The 16294-nt window shown below is 71.9% G+C and carries 19 protein-coding genes; 12 read left to right on the top strand and 7 right to left on the bottom strand.

The window, feature by feature from the left end; genetic code table 11:
* Genes J7E86_RS02175 through J7E86_RS02160 form a run of 4 tightly spaced genes read left to right on the top strand, consistent with a single transcriptional unit; the run spans position 1 to position 3378 of the window.
* Positions 1-780: an ABC transporter ATP-binding protein gene (locus J7E86_RS02175; RefSeq protein ID WP_215079173.1), complete on the top strand. Its 780-nt coding sequence runs from the start codon at positions 1-3 to the stop codon at positions 778-780.
* A gap of 15 nt (positions 781-795) precedes the next feature.
* A complete protein-coding gene (locus J7E86_RS02170) occupies positions 796-1833 on the top strand; it encodes an ABC transporter substrate-binding protein (protein WP_215079171.1) in 1038 nt (345 codons plus the stop codon).
* Between the two features lie 47 nt (positions 1834-1880).
* Positions 1881-2384, top strand: coding sequence for a Fur family transcriptional regulator (locus tag J7E86_RS02165; protein WP_215079170.1), 504 nt, complete (start codon positions 1881-1883; stop codon positions 2382-2384).
* Between the two features lie 10 nt (positions 2385-2394).
* Positions 2395-3378 carry a folate-binding protein YgfZ gene (locus J7E86_RS02160; RefSeq protein WP_215079168.1) on the top strand — a complete coding sequence of 328 codons (984 nt, stop codon included), beginning with the start codon at positions 2395-2397 and terminating at the stop codon, positions 3376-3378.
* Positions 3379-3481: 103 nt separating this feature from the next.
* On the opposite strand, the gene dtd is transcribed toward J7E86_RS02160, so the two are convergent.
* Positions 3482-3907, bottom strand: coding sequence for a D-aminoacyl-tRNA deacylase (gene dtd, locus J7E86_RS02155; protein ID WP_215079166.1), 426 nt, complete (start codon positions 3905-3907; stop codon positions 3482-3484).
* Positions 3908-4055: 148 nt separating this feature from the next.
* Between dtd and J7E86_RS02150 the strand changes: the two genes are divergently transcribed.
* The 4 genes from J7E86_RS02150 (at position 4056) to J7E86_RS02135 (ending at position 7769) form a co-directional block, all read left to right on the top strand.
* Positions 4056-4646: a hypothetical protein gene (locus J7E86_RS02150; RefSeq protein WP_251018545.1), complete on the top strand. Its 591-nt coding sequence runs from the start codon at positions 4056-4058 to the stop codon at positions 4644-4646.
* A gap of 43 nt (positions 4647-4689) precedes the next feature.
* Complete coding sequence (locus J7E86_RS02145) at positions 4690-5661, top strand: asparaginase (RefSeq protein WP_215079164.1); 972 nt, start codon at positions 4690-4692, stop codon at positions 5659-5661.
* A 79-nt stretch (positions 5662-5740) separates the two neighbouring features.
* Positions 5741-6982, top strand: a complete 1242-nt coding sequence (locus J7E86_RS02140; protein WP_215079162.1) for a GNAT family N-acetyltransferase — start codon at positions 5741-5743, stop codon at positions 6980-6982.
* Positions 6983-7175: 193 nt separating this feature from the next.
* A complete protein-coding gene (locus J7E86_RS02135; protein WP_215079160.1) occupies positions 7176-7769 on the top strand; it encodes an NADPH-dependent FMN reductase in 594 nt (197 codons plus the stop codon).
* A 459-nt stretch (positions 7770-8228) separates the two neighbouring features.
* Here the strand turns inward: J7E86_RS02135 and J7E86_RS02130 are convergent, their stop codons facing one another.
* Together J7E86_RS02130 and J7E86_RS02125 are read right to left on the bottom strand one after the other, a co-directional pair.
* The gene (locus tag J7E86_RS02130; protein WP_215079158.1) at positions 8229-8633 is read right to left on the bottom strand and encodes a hypothetical protein; all 405 of its coding nucleotides are present in this window, start codon (positions 8631-8633) and stop codon (positions 8229-8231) included.
* A 7-nt stretch (positions 8634-8640) separates the two neighbouring features.
* Positions 8641-9120 carry a MarR family winged helix-turn-helix transcriptional regulator gene (locus tag J7E86_RS02125; protein ID WP_215079157.1) on the bottom strand — a complete coding sequence of 160 codons (480 nt, stop codon included), beginning with the start codon at positions 9118-9120 and terminating at the stop codon, positions 8641-8643.
* Between the two features lie 99 nt (positions 9121-9219).
* On the opposite strand from J7E86_RS02125, the gene J7E86_RS02120 reads away from it, so the two are divergent.
* Positions 9220-10062, top strand: a complete 843-nt coding sequence (locus J7E86_RS02120; RefSeq protein ID WP_215079155.1) for an NAD(P)H-binding protein — start codon at positions 9220-9222, stop codon at positions 10060-10062.
* A 58-nt stretch (positions 10063-10120) separates the two neighbouring features.
* Complete coding sequence (locus tag J7E86_RS02115) at positions 10121-10549, top strand: MarR family winged helix-turn-helix transcriptional regulator (RefSeq protein ID WP_215079153.1); 429 nt, start codon at positions 10121-10123, stop codon at positions 10547-10549.
* Positions 10550-10581: 32 nt separating this feature from the next.
* Here J7E86_RS02115 and J7E86_RS31745 read toward each other — a convergent pair whose 3' ends face one another.
* The 3 genes from J7E86_RS31745 to J7E86_RS02100 all read right to left on the bottom strand — a co-directional run bounded on the left by J7E86_RS31745 (position 10582) and on the right by J7E86_RS02100 (position 14024).
* The gene (locus J7E86_RS31745) at positions 10582-11931 is read right to left on the bottom strand and encodes a DUF2716 domain-containing protein (protein WP_215079151.1); all 1350 of its coding nucleotides are present in this window, start codon (positions 11929-11931) and stop codon (positions 10582-10584) included.
* A 221-nt stretch (positions 11932-12152) separates the two neighbouring features.
* On the bottom strand, positions 12153-12899 hold the full coding sequence (locus tag J7E86_RS02105; protein ID WP_215079149.1) for an SDR family oxidoreductase: 747 nt from the start codon (positions 12897-12899) through the stop codon (positions 12153-12155).
* A gap of 105 nt (positions 12900-13004) precedes the next feature.
* A complete protein-coding gene (locus J7E86_RS02100; protein ID WP_215079148.1) occupies positions 13005-14024 on the bottom strand; it encodes an alpha/beta hydrolase in 1020 nt (339 codons plus the stop codon).
* Between the two features lie 115 nt (positions 14025-14139).
* Here J7E86_RS02100 and lepB point away from each other — a divergent pair, with 115 nt between their 5' ends.
* Complete coding sequence (lepB, locus tag J7E86_RS02095; protein ID WP_215079146.1) at positions 14140-14973, top strand: signal peptidase I; 834 nt, start codon at positions 14140-14142, stop codon at positions 14971-14973.
* Between the two features lie 329 nt (positions 14974-15302).
* A complete protein-coding gene (locus J7E86_RS02090) occupies positions 15303-15821 on the top strand; it encodes a hypothetical protein (RefSeq protein ID WP_215079144.1) in 519 nt (172 codons plus the stop codon).
* A gap of 84 nt (positions 15822-15905) precedes the next feature.
* Here J7E86_RS02090 and J7E86_RS02085 read toward each other — a convergent pair whose 3' ends face one another.
* Positions 15906-16289, bottom strand: coding sequence for a GntR family transcriptional regulator (locus J7E86_RS02085; protein ID WP_215079142.1), 384 nt, complete (start codon positions 16287-16289; stop codon positions 15906-15908).
* Positions 16290-16294 lie beyond the last annotated feature (5 nt).

Raw genomic sequence — 16294 nt, 5'->3', positions numbered from 1 at the left:
ATGCGGGTCGAGATCGAGGACGTGGCGGTCGACGTCGCGGGCACCCGCCTGCTGGCGGACATCGCGCTGGAGGCCGGCAGCGGCACCTTCGTCGGGCTGATCGGCCCCAACGGCAGCGGGAAGTCGACCCTGTTGCGCTGTGTCTACCGGGCGCTGCGCCCCTCGGCGGGCGTGGTCCGGCTGGGCGGCGACGACCTGCGCGCGCTGAGCCCGCGCGAGGGCGCGCGCAGGCTGGCGGCGCTGCCGCAGGAGTCGGCGAGCGAGTTCGACTTCACCGCGGGCGAGGTCGTCGCGATGGGGCGGCTGCCGCACCAGAGCGGCGCCGGGCGGGCCACGGCGCGCGACGCGGAGATCTGCGCGGCGGCCCTGGAGCGGGTCGGCGGGGCGCACCTGGCCGGGCGGAGCTTCCCGACCCTGTCGGGCGGTGAGAAGCAGCGGGTGCTGATCGCCCGCGCGCTGGCCCAGGAGCCGAGCGTGCTGGTCCTGGACGAGCCCACCAACCACCTGGACATCGCCCAGCAGTTGGACGTCCTGGCACTGGTGCGCGGCGCGGGACTGACGGTGCTGGCCGCGCTGCACGACCTGAACCTGGCCGCCACCCACTGCGACGTGCTGTACGTCCTCGCCGGCGGCCGCGTCGTCGCGTCCGGCCCGCCGGCGGACGTGCTGACCGCCGAGCTGCTCGCCGGCGTCTTCGGCGTACGGGCGCACCGCGTGCCGCATCCCGAGTCCGGCGCCCCGCGCCTGCTGTTCGACCGCCTCCCCACCCCGACTCCGTAAGGACGCCGCCCGCTCATGGACGCCCGTACCGCCGCACGTACCGCGCTCGCCCTGCTCTGCGCCGTCGCCCTGGCCGGCTGCGGCGCGAAGGTCCCGGACACCCGGGAGACCGGGGACGGGGCCTCGGGCCACTATCCGGTGACCGTCGAGAACTGCGGGGTGAGGACGACGTACGACAAGGCGCCGGAGCGCGTGGTCACCAATGACGTCGGCATCGCGGAGGTCATGTTCGCGCTGGGGCTGGAGGACCGCATGGCGGGCTATGTGGCGCCGGACTACAGGAGCGCTCGCGACGACCGTGAAGCGGCGGTGCCGTGGAAGGGCGGCTACCAGAAGGTGAAGTGGCTGTCCAAGAAGGAGATCACCAAGGAGATCGTCCTGGACGCACGGGCGGACCTGGTCTTCGCCGGCTGGAACTACGGCTTCGGCGAGGGCAACAACTTCACCCCCGCCTCGCTGAAGAAGCTCGGCATCGGCTCGTACGTGCTCACCGAGTCCTGCCACAACGGCGGCTCGGGCAGCTCGCGCGGCGTGATGCCGCCGCTGGAGGCGCTCTACACCGGCCTGGAGACGCTGGGGAAGGTCTTCGACGTCGAGGACCGGGCCGCGAAGCTGATCGCCGGTTTCCGTCAGCAGGTCGCGGACGCGCGGGCGCGGGTGCCCGCGGGCGGGAAGAAGCCCTCCGTCTTCCTCTACGACGACGGCCGGGACAAGCCGGTGACCTCCGGTGCCTTCGCCGGGCCGCACGACATCATCACCAAGGCCGGCGGCGACCACGTGATGAAGGACCTCAAGGACTCCTGGACGACGGTCAGCTGGGAGACGGTCGTGGACCGCGACCCCGACGTGATCGTGATCAACAACTACGGTGACGTCAGTGCCGAGCGGAAGCGGGAGTTCCTGAAGTCCTACCCGCCGCTCGCCAATGTCTCGGCGGTCAAGAACGACCGCATCTTCGTCCTCGACTACGTCGATCTGGTCGAGAGCCCCCGCAACCCCGCGGCCATCGCCGCACTCGCCGGATATCTGAAGGGGGTACGCACTGATATCTGACGTATCCGACGGAGGTGCCACCGGCCCGCGCTGCCTAGACTGGTGGTGTGGTGGACACCGACTGGCAGAGCGATCTCCGTAAGCGCGGGTACCGGCTGACCCCGCAGCGCCAGCTCGTCCTGGAGGCGGTCGACCGGCTGGAGCACGCGACGCCGGACGACATCCTCACCGAGGTCCGCAGGACCGCGGGCGGCGTCAACATCTCCACGGTCTACCGGACCCTGGAGTTGCTGGAGGAGCTGGGGCTGGTCAGCCACGCCCACCTCGGGCACGGCGCGCCCACCTACCATCTCGCCGACCGGCACCACCACATACACCTGGTGTGCCGGGACTGCACGGGTGTCATCGAGGCCGATCTGTCGGTGGCGGGGCCGTTCACGGAGCAGCTGCGCGAGGCGTTCGGCTTCGAGACGGACATGAAGCACTTCGCCATCTTCGGGCGGTGCGCCGACTGCGCGGCGAAGGGCGGGGGCGCCCCGGCCGGCTCCGGGAAGGCCACGGGATCCGCCGGCGGCGACGGCTCTTCGGAGACGGTGGCGGACGGGTCGTAGGCTTGTCCGCATGCTGCGTCAATCGAAAGCCAGCCCGCTGCTGTCGCTGCCCGGTGCCGTCGGTGCCGAGGGCCCGGACGAAGGCGTCGCCGCGCACTACGGCGATCTCTTCCGCGAGCAGCGCGCGCTCGCCGGCGGGACCGGTTTCGTCGACCTCTCGCACCGCGGGGTCGTCACCGTCACCGGCGCCGACCGGCTGAGCTGGCTGCACCTGCTCATCACCCAGCACGTGAGCGAGCTGCCGCCCGGGCAGGCCACGGAGGCGCTGGTCCTCTCCGCCAACGGTCACATCGAGCACGCGCTCTACCTGGTCGACGACGGGGAGACGACCTGGATCCACGTGGAGCCGGGCACCCAGGGCGAGCTCATCGCGTACCTGGAGAGCATGAAGTTCTTCTACCGGGTCGAGGTCGCCGACCGCACGGACGACCTCGCGGTCGTCCACCTGCCGGCGGGCTCGATCGGCGAGGCGCCCGACGGGGTGCCGGTGCGCGAGACGGCGCACGGCCGCGACCTGTTCCTGCCGCGCGAGCGGCTGGAGGAGTTCGCCGGCACGCACGGCCCGGCGGTGGGCGTCCTGGCGTACGAGGCGCTGCGCGTCGAGGCGCACCGCCCGCGGGTGGGCCTGGAGACCGACCACCGCACCATCCCGCACGAGCTGGGCTGGATCGGCACGGCGGTCCACCTCCAGAAGGGCTGCTACCGCGGCCAGGAGACCGTCGCCCGCGTCCACAACCTCGGCAAGCCGCCGCGCCGGCTGGTCTTCCTGCACCTGGACGGCAGCGAGGTGTCGCTGCCCGGGCACGGGACCGCCGTGCGGCTGGCCTCGGACGGCCCGGAGGGTCGCCAGCTGGGCTTCGTGACCACCTCGGCCCGCCACCACGAGCTGGGGCCGATCGCCCTGGCCCTGGTGAAGCGGAACGTCCCGGTGGACGCTCCGCTGCTGGTGGGCGAGGGGACGGCGGCCTCGCAGGAGGTCGTGGTCGAGCCGTAGCCGCTCCGCGGCGGGAGGGGAGGCGCCGCGCTTTCCCTCCCGCGCTTCCCTCCCGCGCTTTCCCTCCCGCCGCGACGGCGGGCCCTGCGGAGCCGTGCCGGGCTCAGACCTCGATCAGGACCGTGAAGGGACCGTTGTTCGTCAACGACACCTTCATGTCGGCGCCGAAGCGCCCTGTCTCCACATGCGCGCCCAGCGCGCGGAGCTGAGCGACGACCTCCTCGACCAGAGGCTCCGCCACCCCGCCGGGGGCAGCCGCGTTCCACGTGGGGCGCCGCCCCTTACGGGCGTCACCGTAGAGAGTGAACTGGGAGATCACCAGCAACGGTGCTCCCACATCCGAACAGGACTTCTCGTCCTCAAGAACCCGTACGGACCACAGCTTGCGGGCGAGCTGCGCGGCCTTCTCCCGGGTGTCCTCATGTGTCACTCCGACAAGGACGCAGAGCCCTTGTCCGATGATCTCCCCTACGGTCTCGCCGTCGACGACGACGGCCGCCCCGTCCACTCTCTGCACCACTGCACGCATACGGACCATGATGCCGTGCGTCCATCCAGGGCCGTTCGGGTGCCGGGACCCTGCGCCCGGGCCTCACTGAGTGGCACGATGCGTGCAGGCGGTGCTTATGCGGGCAACGTGACCCGGGACGCCCACCGCCCGAGGGGAACGGAAACGCATGACCACACCCATTGAGGACGGCCCCATGCTCAAGGCAGCCGACAGCGTGCACCCCCGGCCGCCCAGCCAGCGCACCGGCCGGCAGGCGGACGTCCCGGGGCGGAGTCTGCACGAGCTGCGCCTGGCGGAGGTGCGGGTGCTGCGCCGCGACGCCCAGCGGGACGAGGCGGACCTGAGCTATGTGCGGCGGCTGCTCCAGGGACGCATCGACATCCTGCGGGCGGAGCTGTCGCGGCGGGCCTCGCCGGAGGCGCCGGTCATGGCCCGGCTGGTCGTCGACCGGCTGTCGGAGATCCTCGCCGACGACCCGTCCACCCAGCGCTCCTCCGCCCGCCATGTGACGCTGCGGACCCCGCACAGCGAGGAGTACCGGCGGCTGGCCGAGGACATGCTGTCCGAGGTGGAGCTCTCCGACCTCGGCGCCCGCACCGACCACGAGCTGCACGAGGGCATGCGCCGCCTGATGACCTGCGAGCGGCGGGTCTCGGTGCGCCGCCAGCACCTCCAGCGGACGGCCGACGATTGCAGTGCCGAGATCGCCCGCAGGTACCGTGAAGGGGAAGCACAAGTAGACGACCTCCTCTCGTGATCCACCGGGGGCGGTCCGCACCACCTCCCCCGGAAGGCCGACGATGACCTCCACGACACCTCTCTCCCCCGCCGCCGTACGACCGGTCCTCGCCGAGGTCGTGCGTTCCGGCTTCGTCGAGGGCCACCACCGCGGCTCGCTGGTGGTGCTGGCGGCCGACGGCAGTGTGGAACTGTCGCTGGGCGATCCGGCCGCCCCGGTCTACCCGCGCTCCGCGAACAAGCCGATGCAGGCGGCCGCCGTGCTGCGGGCCGGCCTGGACCTCTCCGGCGAACGGCTGGCGCTGGCGGCCGCGAGCCACTCCGGGGAAACGTTCCACCTCGATCTCGTCCGGAAGATGCTCGCCGAGTTCGAGATAGCCGAGGACACCCTCCAGACCCCGCCGGACCTGCCGCTGGACCCGGCCGAGGCCGAGACCTACCTCGCGGCCGGCCACTCCCGCCACCGCGTCACGATGAACTGCTCCGGCAAGCACACGGCCATGATCGCCGTCTGTGTCGCCAACGGCTGGCCGGTGGACTCCTACCTCGCTCCCGAGCACCCCCTCCAGCTGCTCGCCCTCCAGGCCGTGGAGGCGGCGAGCGGCGAGCGCGTCGCCCACGTCGGTACGGACGGCTGCGGCGCGCCCCTGATGGCGATCTCCCTCACCGGCCTGGCCCGCGCCTTCCGCAACTTCGTCCTCGCCGAGCCGGGCACGCCCGAGCGCCGCGTCGCGGACGCGATGCGCGCCCACCCCGAGTACGTGGCCGGCTCCCGCCGCCCCGACACCTGGCTGATGCGCGAGGTGCCGGGCGCCCTGTCGAAGATGGGCGCCGAAGCCGTACAGGCCGTGGCGCTCCCGGACGGCCGCGCCCTCGCCTTCAAGATCGACGACGGTGCGATGCGGGCGATGGGCCCGGTCCTGGCCCGCGGCCTGGAACTGCTGGGCGTCGACTCCCCCGTCCTCGCCCGCATCGCCGACAGCCCCCTGCTGGGCGGCGCGGAGCGCGTGGGGGAGATCCGGGCGGCGTTCTGAGGAGGCCCCGCCGGGGACCTCTGCCGCGCGCGAAAAAACCGCGTGCGGCGCGTGTCGGGCCACGCCTAGCGTGGCCCGCATGAGCCCTGACGTCCGTACGATCACCGATGCCGACCTCCCCGACTGGATACGCGCGCTGCACACCGGGTTCCTGCGCCCGCCCGTGGTCAGCAAGCAGGAGATCGAGTCGCGGCGGACGACGGTGGACTGGAAGCGGGCGCAGGGCGTCTTCGACGCCGGGCGCTGTGTGGCCACGTACCGCAGCTTCGCCCAGCGGCTGAGCGTCCCCGGCGGGGCGGACGTCGCCGTGAACGCGGTCAGCAACGTGACCGTCTCGCCGACGCACCGCCGGCGCGGGCTGCTCAGCCGCTTGATGGCCGGCGATCTGCGGGCCGCCAAGGAGCGCGGGGACGTCGCGGCGACGCTCATCTCCGCCGAGTACCCGATCTACGGGCGCTACGGCTTCGGCCCGGCCGCCTGGGTCACCGAGTGGGACGTCGAGGTGGCCCGTACCGGTCTCGATCCCCGCTACGCGGGCCCTGCCGGCGGTGGCCGCGTGGACCTCGTGGACGCCGCGGAGGTCCGGGAGCACGGCCCCGGCCTGCACGAGCGGACGCGCGCCACCCGGCACGGCGCCGTCGACCGCTCCGAGTTCTGGTGGCGGCGCAACACCGGTGCGGTCGCGGTGGACGAGAGCCCGTGGACGGAACCGTTCTACGCCCTGTACCGCTCCGCGGACGGCACGGTCGACGGCCTGCTGGCGTATACCTGCGACGACAAGTGGGAGGCCAAGCTCTCCCTCACCACCGCCTCCGTCCGCGACCTGATCGCGGTCACCCCCGAGGCCGAACGGGCCCTGTGGCACTTCCTGCTGTCGGTCGACTGGGTCACCCGTGTCCGCACCGGCTTCCGCGCCCCGGACGACCTCCTCCCCCTGCTGCTGCCGGATCCGCGCGCCGCCCGGGTCATCGCCCACGCCGACTTCCTGTGGCTGCGGCCGCTGGACGTACCGGAGTTGCTGACGGCCCGTACGTACGTCACCTCCGGTGCGCTCGTCCTCGACGTCACCGACGCGGCCGGCCTCGCCGCCGGCCGCTTCCTGCTGGACGCCGGCCCGGACGGCGCCCGGTGCACACCCACCACCCGCTCCGCCGACCTCTCCCTGGACGTCGGCGCGCTCGGCGCGCTGGCCCTCGGTGACGAGTCGGCCTCGCGGCTGGCGGCCCTCGGCCGGGTGGCCGAGGAGCGCGCCGGGGCCCTCGCGGTCGCGGACGGACTGCTGCGTACGGCTCGGCGGCCGTGGTGCCCGGACATCTTCTGATGCCGGGTCAGTGACGCGCGGCTGCCCGCCAGTAGCCCCTGAGCGCCGGACCTTTCGGGCGATTGCCCCCACCACCGGCCTCCACTTGACCTCAACCACACTTGAGGACTCAAGCTTCTGATCAACGGTTCAACGGCCCGCCACCGAGGCGGCGCGCAGATCCGGCCCGTCCCCGCTTCCCGAGAGGAACACCATGTCCGAGAGCACGTACCGCCTCGCCGTCATCATCGGCTCCACCCGCGACGGCCGCTTCGGCCCCACGGTCGCCAACTGGTTCACCACGCAGGTCGCCCAGCGCGACGACATCGAGATCGACGTCATCGACCTCGCCGACCACCCGCTGCCGCTGAGCCTGACCCGCGAGCCGGGCGAGGCGGACGCCGCCCTCCTCGCGCAGGTCACCCCGCGACTGGAGCGCGCCGACGCCTTCGTCGTGATCACGCCGGAGTACAACCACAGCTACCCCGCCTCCATCAAGAGCCTCATCGACTGGCACTACACCCAGTGGCAGGCCAAGCCGGTCGCGTTCGTGTCGTACGGCGGGCTCGCCGGCGGCCTGCGCTCGGTCGAGCACCTGCGCCCGGTCTTCTCCGAGCTGCACGCGGTCACCATCCGCGAGACCATCAGCTTCCACAGCCCGTGGGGCAAGTTCGCCGAGGACGGCAGCCTGCTGGACACCGAGGCCGGCACCGCGGCCGCCGGCGCCGCGAAGGTCATGCTCGACCAGCTCGGCTGGTGGGCCCTCTCCCTCCGCGAGGCCCGCACCAACCGCCCGTACGGCGCCTGACCTCTCGGGTTCCCTGTTCCGCCTTTTGCCGCCTGTCCCAGGGAAGTTGGGGCGGGCGGCAGGAACATTTCCGGGGTCCGGGCGCGCTTCCTGTGGCCCCCTCCGCGACCCGGCGCCTGTTCATCCGCCGCGCAGGGCCCCGTGATGCCGGCCGCCGGAGCCGGTGGCACGTACGGTGTGGGGCGGCCGCGCGAGTTTGGTGGCATCCCGCGGCACGCCTGCGGAACTTGGCGACGGAGGAAGCCCCGCGTCCGGTTCGTCGCCCTGTCGTGGCAGGGGTTGATGCGCGGGCGCCCGGCACAGGCGCGCGGGCCGACGGAGAGCGCACGACCGGCGGCGAGCCCCGCTTCACCCGGCTCGCGCGCCGAAGTACACGCGGCTGCCCGGTGGTTGCGCCCTCCGCACGGACGCACGCACGCCCCTTTCACCGTACGAGAGGAAACCGGCGGCCCGGGCTCCTCACCGGCGCCTTCGCTTGGGCCGGGGCGGCGGCCCGTAGAGCCGGGTCAGGGCGTTGCGGACCGCGAGGCGTCCGGCCGCACGGAACGCCCTTGGATGTGAATCGACCTCGTGGGCGCGAAGGCTCCGCAGGACGACCGCCACGGCGACGGTGATCTCCTCGTCCAGGCAGGCGAGTTCGTCCCGTACGCCCTCCAGGAGTCCGGCGCGGAACTCACCGGCCTCGTCCGGGGAACAGCCGTCGACCACCGCGCCGTCGGCCACCTCGAACGCGACCCCTTCCTCCCACGGCTCGAAGTCCACGGTGACCTCCGCGAAGTCCGACGGGCAGCCTGCCTGACGCACGTACAGAGCCCGGACGCCCCGGATCGGGGCAGGAGGGAACGGCGCGGCGGCCGGGTCCATGCGAGCCTCAGCGAGACCCACGGTGGCGGACCGCGTCCTGGGACTCGACGTACTTCAGCATGAGGCGGGCGAATTCGAGGCGCTCGCGCTCGGCCCAGTCGGCGGTGATCTGCTCGAAGGCCGAGCGCTGATGCCGGCGGAAGCGGGTCATCAGGTCCTTGCCCCCGGGGCTGAGGTGAAGGATCGTGCGGCGGCCGTCGTGCTGGGAGGCGGCGCGGATCAGGTAGCCGGCGGAGATGCAGTCGGAGACCATGCGGCTGGCCACCGACGGGTCGACACCCAGGTGCTCGGCCACGGCCCCGACGGTGACCTCCCGGGCGCCGTCCCGCTCGGCCTCCAAGATGATGTTGAGGATCAGCGTGCGGCTCAGATCCTTCTGGGAGATCGGGTTCTCGACCTCCAGGAGCGAGGTGCGCCGCAGCTTCCCGAATGCCGGGCCGACCGCGTCCAGCAGCTCGTCGGGGGTTCTCGCCTCGGGCTTCGTCATGGCCTCAGCGTACCTGGATGACATTGCGAACACATGTGTTGACGTGAAAACGTGTGCATGCAAGCATGCATATGCCAGCAAGCAATGAACGGAGTCCTCGTGACCATCCTCATCACCGGTGCCCGCGGCAAGGTCGGCCGGGCGATCACCGGCCGCCTGCACTCCGCGGGTCTCACCGTCCGGGCCGCCAGCGCCGCGCCCGCCGAACTGACCGTCCCGGCCGGCGTCGAGGTCGCCGAGCTCGTACTCGACCGGCCCGAGACCTTCCCCTCCGCACTCCACGGCGTCCGCCAGGTCTTCCTCTATCCGGAGCCCGCCGGCATCCACGACCTGGTCAAGGCGGCCGAGGCCGCGGGCGTCGAGCACGTCGTCCTGCTGTCCTCCTCCTCGGTCCTCGGCCCCGACGCCGAGAACGACCCGCTCGCGAGCCACAGCCTCAAGGTCGAGCGCGCGCTCGCCGACTCCGCCTTCGCCCGTACGTTCCTGCGCCCGGACGCCTTCGCGAGCAATGCCCTCGGCTGGGCCCACCCCATCGGCCGGTCCCTGCCCGTCCAGCTCGCCTACCCGGACGCGCACATCGCGCCCATCCACCCCGAGGACATCGCCGACATCGCCGTGGAGGCCCTGACCGGCACCTCCCTGACCGGCCGCTCGGTCACCCTGACCGGCCCCGAGTCACTCACCTTCCGTGAGCAGCTCGCGGTCCTCGCGGACGCCATCGGCCGGGAGATCCCGGTCGAGCACATCACCCGCGCGGAGGCCGAGCGGCAGATGGCCCGCCACATGCCCGCGCCGATGATCTCCTCGCTGCTCGATCTGTGGGAAGCCGCCCTGCACGGTCCGGCGGCCGTCGCCGACACCACCGAGACCCTCCTCGGCCGGCCCGCCCGCACCTTCCGGCAGTGGGCCCGTGAGCACGCGGACGCCTTCGCCCGGCACTGACCCGGACCGGTCCCGCCGCTGCCCCGGACAGCACCACCGACCCGTCCAGGAGGACGCCATGAAGCCCATCGGCTACTGGCTCAACCGCACCGACACAGCCCTCACCGGCCGCATGGACGCCATGCTGGCCGAGTTCGGCCTCACCCGCCTCGCCTGGCAGGTCCTCAAGGTCGTGGACGACCGCCCGCAGGCCACCGACCCCGACGTCCTGACCGTCCTGGCCGCCAACGCCGGCTCCTCTGCCCTGACCGCCGCCATCGAGACCGTCCTGGCCGACGGCTGGCTGACCCGCCCGGCCCCGGCCCGCCTCACCCTGACCGACGACGGCCGCACCCGCCTGGCCGAGGCCGCCGCACGCGTCGGCGCCTTCCGCGACCTGGCGGCGACCGGTATCTCCCGCGAGGAGTACCGCGTCGCCGTCACCGTCCTGGAGCGGATGACCCACAACCTGACGACGTCGTACGACTCCCTGAAAGCCTCGGCGTGACGCTCGTCCTCCGGAGACGACACGACGCGCTCTCAGGGCCCGAAACTCCATACGTTCCCGACCGGGCGGCCGTCGCGCCGCAGCACCGTGCCGAGGAGATCGGTGAGCTCGTCCTGGACCCTGGCGACGAGTTCCGCGCCGAAGACGCAGAGGGATGCCTCCCGGAAATCGCCGTAGGTGCCCATCCGGAGGTCGCCGGTCACCTGGATCACGCGCTCGTCGACGAGGTAGGCGTAGCCCGTCCAGCGCGGCTGCCCCGGTCCGCCGACGCGGGTGGGGTCGAGGCGGGAGCCGTTGATGTACCACTTGAGGTGGTAGAGCCGGTCCCCGTGCCTGCCGCAGGCGCGCAGGCCGCGTGCGATCACCTTCTCCACCTCGGCGAGCAGCGGGTCGTCCCGGTGATCGATGTCCGCGAGGTGCCAGGTGACGGAGCCCGGGGGTTCGGCGATTCCCCCGTCGGCCGTCTCGTACGTGACCTCGAACCGCTTCTCGAACCGCTTCCAGATCTCGTCGTGCTCCGGCTGGCTCATCAGCTGCTCGGCGGGCCGCTCCCGGGCCGGTTCGCCGGGCGGCGCCCAGCGGTAGGTGCTGACCCGGGAGATCTCCTGGAACCCCGCCGCGGTGTGGACGGGCACGAGCGCGGCATCCGCCTCGGCCACCAGGCGGCTCCGCCGACGCCCGGGAAGGACGAACCCGAAGCTCCGGCAGGACGCCCATTCCACGGCGGCGGCCAGGAGTTCGGGACGAGGGCCGGTGATCCCGCCGATCGCGGCGAAGTCCGTGCCGCCCACGCGCTCGATCCAGAGCGCGTCCTGGGTCCGCGGGCCCTTGCCCTCCAGGACCAGGACCTCCATCTCCGAGGTGTGGACGCGTGCCGTCCCGTCGGCCTCCAGTTCCGCGAGCGGCCTGAGCTGTTCGGCGGCGGCCGCCGCGAGACCGCGGATCCGCTCCTTCTCACGGTGTCCGTCGGCGCGCCATGAACGTGTCCGCGGCCCGGCACCCGGGACGCCGGCCGACGCCAGGTCGGTTGTGCCGGCTGTGTCGGTTGTGTCGGCTACCAGAAGGGAACGTTCCGCCCCCGGCGTGAACCCGGCCGCCCGCAGCGACTCGGCGAGGAGGGGCGCATCGTGGGAGTGGACCTTCCATTCGACCGGCTCCCCGCGCGCGGCGAAGACCTCCTGCTGCCTGCGGACCAGTTCGTCCAGGCCGTCGGGGTCGAGCCCGGCCGAGTGGTCGACGGTCCCGTGGGTGCCGTAGTGGGTGCGTACCAACGGGCCGTCGCGTTCGACCACCGCGCCCCACGGCAGATGGAGGCCCTCCGGCACGCGGCCGCGCATCTGGGATTCGTAGGCGGCCAGCAGCGTTCCAGCCGTGACGGTCACTCGGTTCGTTGCCCCTCGTCGATCTCGTGGTTCCGGCGCGACCCTACGCCGGGCCCCGGGCCGGCCCCAACCGGTTTCCGGGCGGGCGCCGCCGGGGGCTGGCCCCCGCAACGGCGCTACACCCAGGCGGACTTCCCCGCACCATGCGAACATGACGAGAGGCGAGGCAGGCATCGACGTCCGGAACGTGGGCGGGTGGCAGTCGCAAGGCCTGAGTCCGCTCAGCTCCGGGAACGGCTCATGGACTCGAAGTGAAAGGCGTTGATGTAGCAGTCGCGTGGCTGCTGGATCGCGAAGGTGATGCAGTCGAGCAGTGACTGCGCGGCGAGCGGGTCCTGGGCGGCTCGCGGAGTGGCGTCCCATTCCGGCGACAGGGGATCGCGGCTGCTGTCGAAGTCCGGCGGGAACAGGGAGATCACGCGGACTCCCTGGGGGCGCAGGCGGCGCGAGAGAGCCTCGGCGAAGCCCCGCTGGGCATGTTTGGCGGCGTAGTACGCCTCGTGTGCACTCGGGTGCTGGAATCCGGGGACACCGCAGACGGAGACCATCGTGACCACGTCGGGCCGCTCCGAGGCCAGCAGCAGCGGCAGAAGGTTCTTGGTCACCAGAACGGTGCCGGTGCCGCCCGAGGCCAGGGTGTCGACCACGTCCTCGTCCGAGGCCGAGAGGAGGTCGGGCCCCTCCAGCCAGCGGGCGCCATTGTTGACCAGCACGTCGATGTGATCGGTGCGTTCGCCGACCGCGTGGGCGAACGCTCGGATCGAAGGGGGGTCGGTGAGGTCACAGGCGAAGGCGTGTACCTGGTGGTGACCGCGTTCGAGGATCTCCGCCCGAGTGCGCTCGGCCGCCTCCACCGTGCGCGCGGCGAGGAAGACTTCAGCGCCGAGGCCGGCGAAGTGGTGGGCGAGGGCGCGGCCGAAATCGCGGCCGGCACCGGTGATGACCACCCTGCGGTCGGTGAGCTTCATGTCGTGCCTTCGATCGAACGAATGGCCGGGGGTGGCGGCCGGAAGGAGCGTAGTACCAGAGGTGATACGGCTCCTGGGTCAGGGTTCGACCGACTCGGCCGGTGCTCAGCAGCCGGGCCCCTTGCCCCCATCGGACTGTGTGAGGATGCGCCGGAGCCAGCGGGTACGGGCGTCGCGGGCGTCCTGGCTGAGAGCTGCCCGTGGCGCGAAGGTGTCGAAGCCGTGGCAGGCTCCGGGCCATACGTGCAGTTCGGCTTGGCCGCCGGCCTGCCAGATCGCATGGGCGTAGGCCACGTCCTCGTCCCTGAAGGTCTCGGCCGACCCGACCTCGATGTAGGCCGGGGGCAGCTCGGACAGGTCCGTGGCGCGGGCGGGAGCCGCGTAGGGCGGCAGGTCCGCGGTACCGTACCGGTCGCCCAGCAGCGCCTGCCACGCCGTTGCGTTGGAGGTACGGTCCCAGGTGTCGACGCCGGCCATCTGGTGGCTGGAGAACGTGTTGTTGCGGTCGTCGAGCATCGGGCACAGGAGCAGTTGCCCGATCGGTGCGGGGCCGCCTCGGTCGCGGATGAGCAGAGCGAGTGCCGCGGCGAGGCCGCCGCCGGCGCTCTTCCCCCCGATGATGACGCGGTCCGCGTCGATGCCCAGTCCGGCCGCGTGCGCGACCGTCCAGACGAATCCGGCGTAACAGTCCTCCACCGGTCCGGGGTACTGCGCCCGCGGTGCCAGCCCGTACTCGACGGAGATGACGGCCAGCTCCAGCGTGAGAGCCCATTCGCGCAGCAGCCGCGGAAGTACGGACCACGCGTTGCCCGTGATCATTCCGCCGCCGTGCATGTAGTACAGGAACGGCAGCGGCCCGGCGATCCCGGCGGGCCGTGCGCTCACGAGCGTGACGTCCTGCCCGCTCGGCGCTCCCGGCACCCGCAGCTCGTCCACCTCGAAGCGGCCGTCCGCCCGGAGGTCGTGGACCGTCGGCCTGGGCCGGGCCGCGGCATCCCGCTCCTGCCGGGCCGCGAGGTTCTCCGGGGTGAACGGTTCCCTCACCGTGTCACCCAAACCCGCCAGCGCGACCCTCAGTTCGGGATCGAGAGGGGGCACATCCCAAGCCGCGCGCGCGAGGTCCATGCGACGTAGTCAATCACCTGCCCCATGGCGATTCCTCAGCGGCGGCCCTGGCGCGCTGGGGCCGACGCGCCGGCCGGGAACTCCCGTTCGTTGGGGAGGGGGACGGGGTGACGGGATGCGGCGATCGGCCAGGGAGACGGGCGTGGGCAAGGTGGCGGAGGGTGCCGGGCAGAGGCCACGGCCCGCGGGAGCGGACGATCCGGGGCTTCAGGGCTCACCGGACGCCCCTGAGCCACCGACGTCCTCGAAGTCCTCGCGGTTCCCGTGGACTTCACGGTCATCACGGTCCTCGCGGTCCTCGAAACGGCGCCCCCTGTGGAAGGAGCTCCCCGTCCTCGTGGTGGTGGCGCTCGTGCTGGCGCTCGTCATCAAGACCTTCCTGGTGCAGGCATTCTCCATCCCCTCGGGTTCGATGCAGAACACCCTTCAGCCGGGCGATCGCGTCCTGGTCGACAAGCTCACCCCGTGGTTCGGCTCGACACCGCAGCGCGGCGAGGCCGTGGTCTTCCATGACCCGGACGGCTGGCTCAAGAACGAGCCGACACCGCACCCGAACACCCTGCGGAAGGCCCTCGGGCAGATCGGACTGATGCCGTCCGCCGATGAGAAGGACCTGATCAAACGGGTGATCGGGGTGGCGGGAGACACCGTCGAGTGCCGCGGCACGGGCCCGCTGAAGCTCAACGGCAAGCCGCTCGCCGAGCCGTACGTCCACGCCGGCAACACCCCGTGCAGCGTCGACCAGCAGGGTGGCCAGTTCACGGTCACCGTGCCCCCGGGCACGGTGTGGGTGATGGGCGACCACCGTCAGGACTCGTGGGACTCCCGCTACCACCAGGGCGACAGGAACCACGGCATGGTCCCGGTGGGCGACGTGGTGGGCCGCGCCGTCGCCATCGCCTGGCCCCCGACCCGCTGGAACACCGTGCCGGACGACGCCGCCCACTGACTCGGGCGCAGATGTGACTCGTCTCAGTAGTTGTCGTCTGCCCGAGGAGCGGAGCAGCGGCGATCGATCGGGATTGGCACGTTAACTGTCGTCGATATGGCGCCCTTGTTGTCGTGTCCGTACGGGCCGCGATCTGTGCCCCGGCTGCGACATGTTTGTCGCCACCGCCGACATGATCGACCGCGCCCGATGAAGAGGACTTCCACCCGACCCAGTGCCGACGACGCGGGTGCGACGCTCAACTGGCCAATTCGCAGGACTATCCGGAACCGGGCCTGGACGCGTCCACCTGGCGTGTCGTCGACCGCCTTCAGCGACGCATCGGCGGGGTGCTGTCCCCCTCCGCACCGCCCACCGTCCGCAGCACCGGCTGGCCGATCCCCGCGGCCCAGCACTTCATGGACCTGCGGGCCGTCGCCCCCCTGGCGTTGCTGTCCTGGCCCGCCGCCCGCCCCCTGTGCGCGACCCCGCTGCTCGCGCAGGTCCTCGACGCCGAAGCCGCCTGGCGCCATCACGATTACGAGCGGCTGCTGCACGGCGGCAAGAAGCACAGCTCCAAGGCGCTTCTGCGCCCCGCCGTCGACGCCCTGGCTGGAGCTGCCGCATTGCACATGGCCGATCACCTTTTGAACTGCGAAGAGACGGAGGCTCGTGAGACAGTCGCGCCCCTGGGCGGGGCGGCTGCCGCCCGCGCCGCGGCGCTCACCGCCTACCTGCGACACCTGCCGGGGAGCTCTCTCCCTCTCCAGCTGGCCCTCACTCCCCGCGCACCGCGAGGGCCGGGCAGACGGTGGTTGGCCGACGCACTCCACGAGCGGGAGCGCCAGCGTACGCGGCATGTAGCTTGAACGACACGGCGCGCGGCAAGACCTGGCATCCACCAACATTGCTCCCGAGTGACGCCTCGGGAGCGGACGAGGGGCGTCGGACGATCAATCAACGGCGCCATGTGCCTCACTGTCGAGACGTCTCTCGATGGCGGCCAGTCGTTGATTCACCCTGAGCAGCTCAACAAGGATGGCCTCCAGTTGCGATGCGAGGGGCGCTTGCGCGTGGTGGTCCTGCATATCTGCCTCATGCAGCTCGGGGGCACGAACGAACACTCCCCGGCCTTGCTGAGGACTGACCAGCCCCTCGTCGCGGAGAACCCGAAGGGCGTTTTGGGCGGTCATCAACGCAGTGCCGAACTCCTTCGCGAGCTCCCTGCCGGACGGAAGCCGAGAACCGGGCTCGAGCCTGCCGTCCAAGATCTGCTCACGCAGAGCGGCGGCGATCTGCAGATAGGCAGGGCGCGGATCGTCTGGACTTAGCTCCATACGGT

Origin of the sequence: Streptomyces sp. ISL-11 (genome assembly GCF_018614525.1) — a bacterium.
Taxonomy (GTDB): domain Bacteria; phylum Actinomycetota; class Actinomycetes; order Streptomycetales; family Streptomycetaceae; genus Streptomyces.
This window is presented reverse-complemented; position numbering and strand designations above follow the sequence as displayed.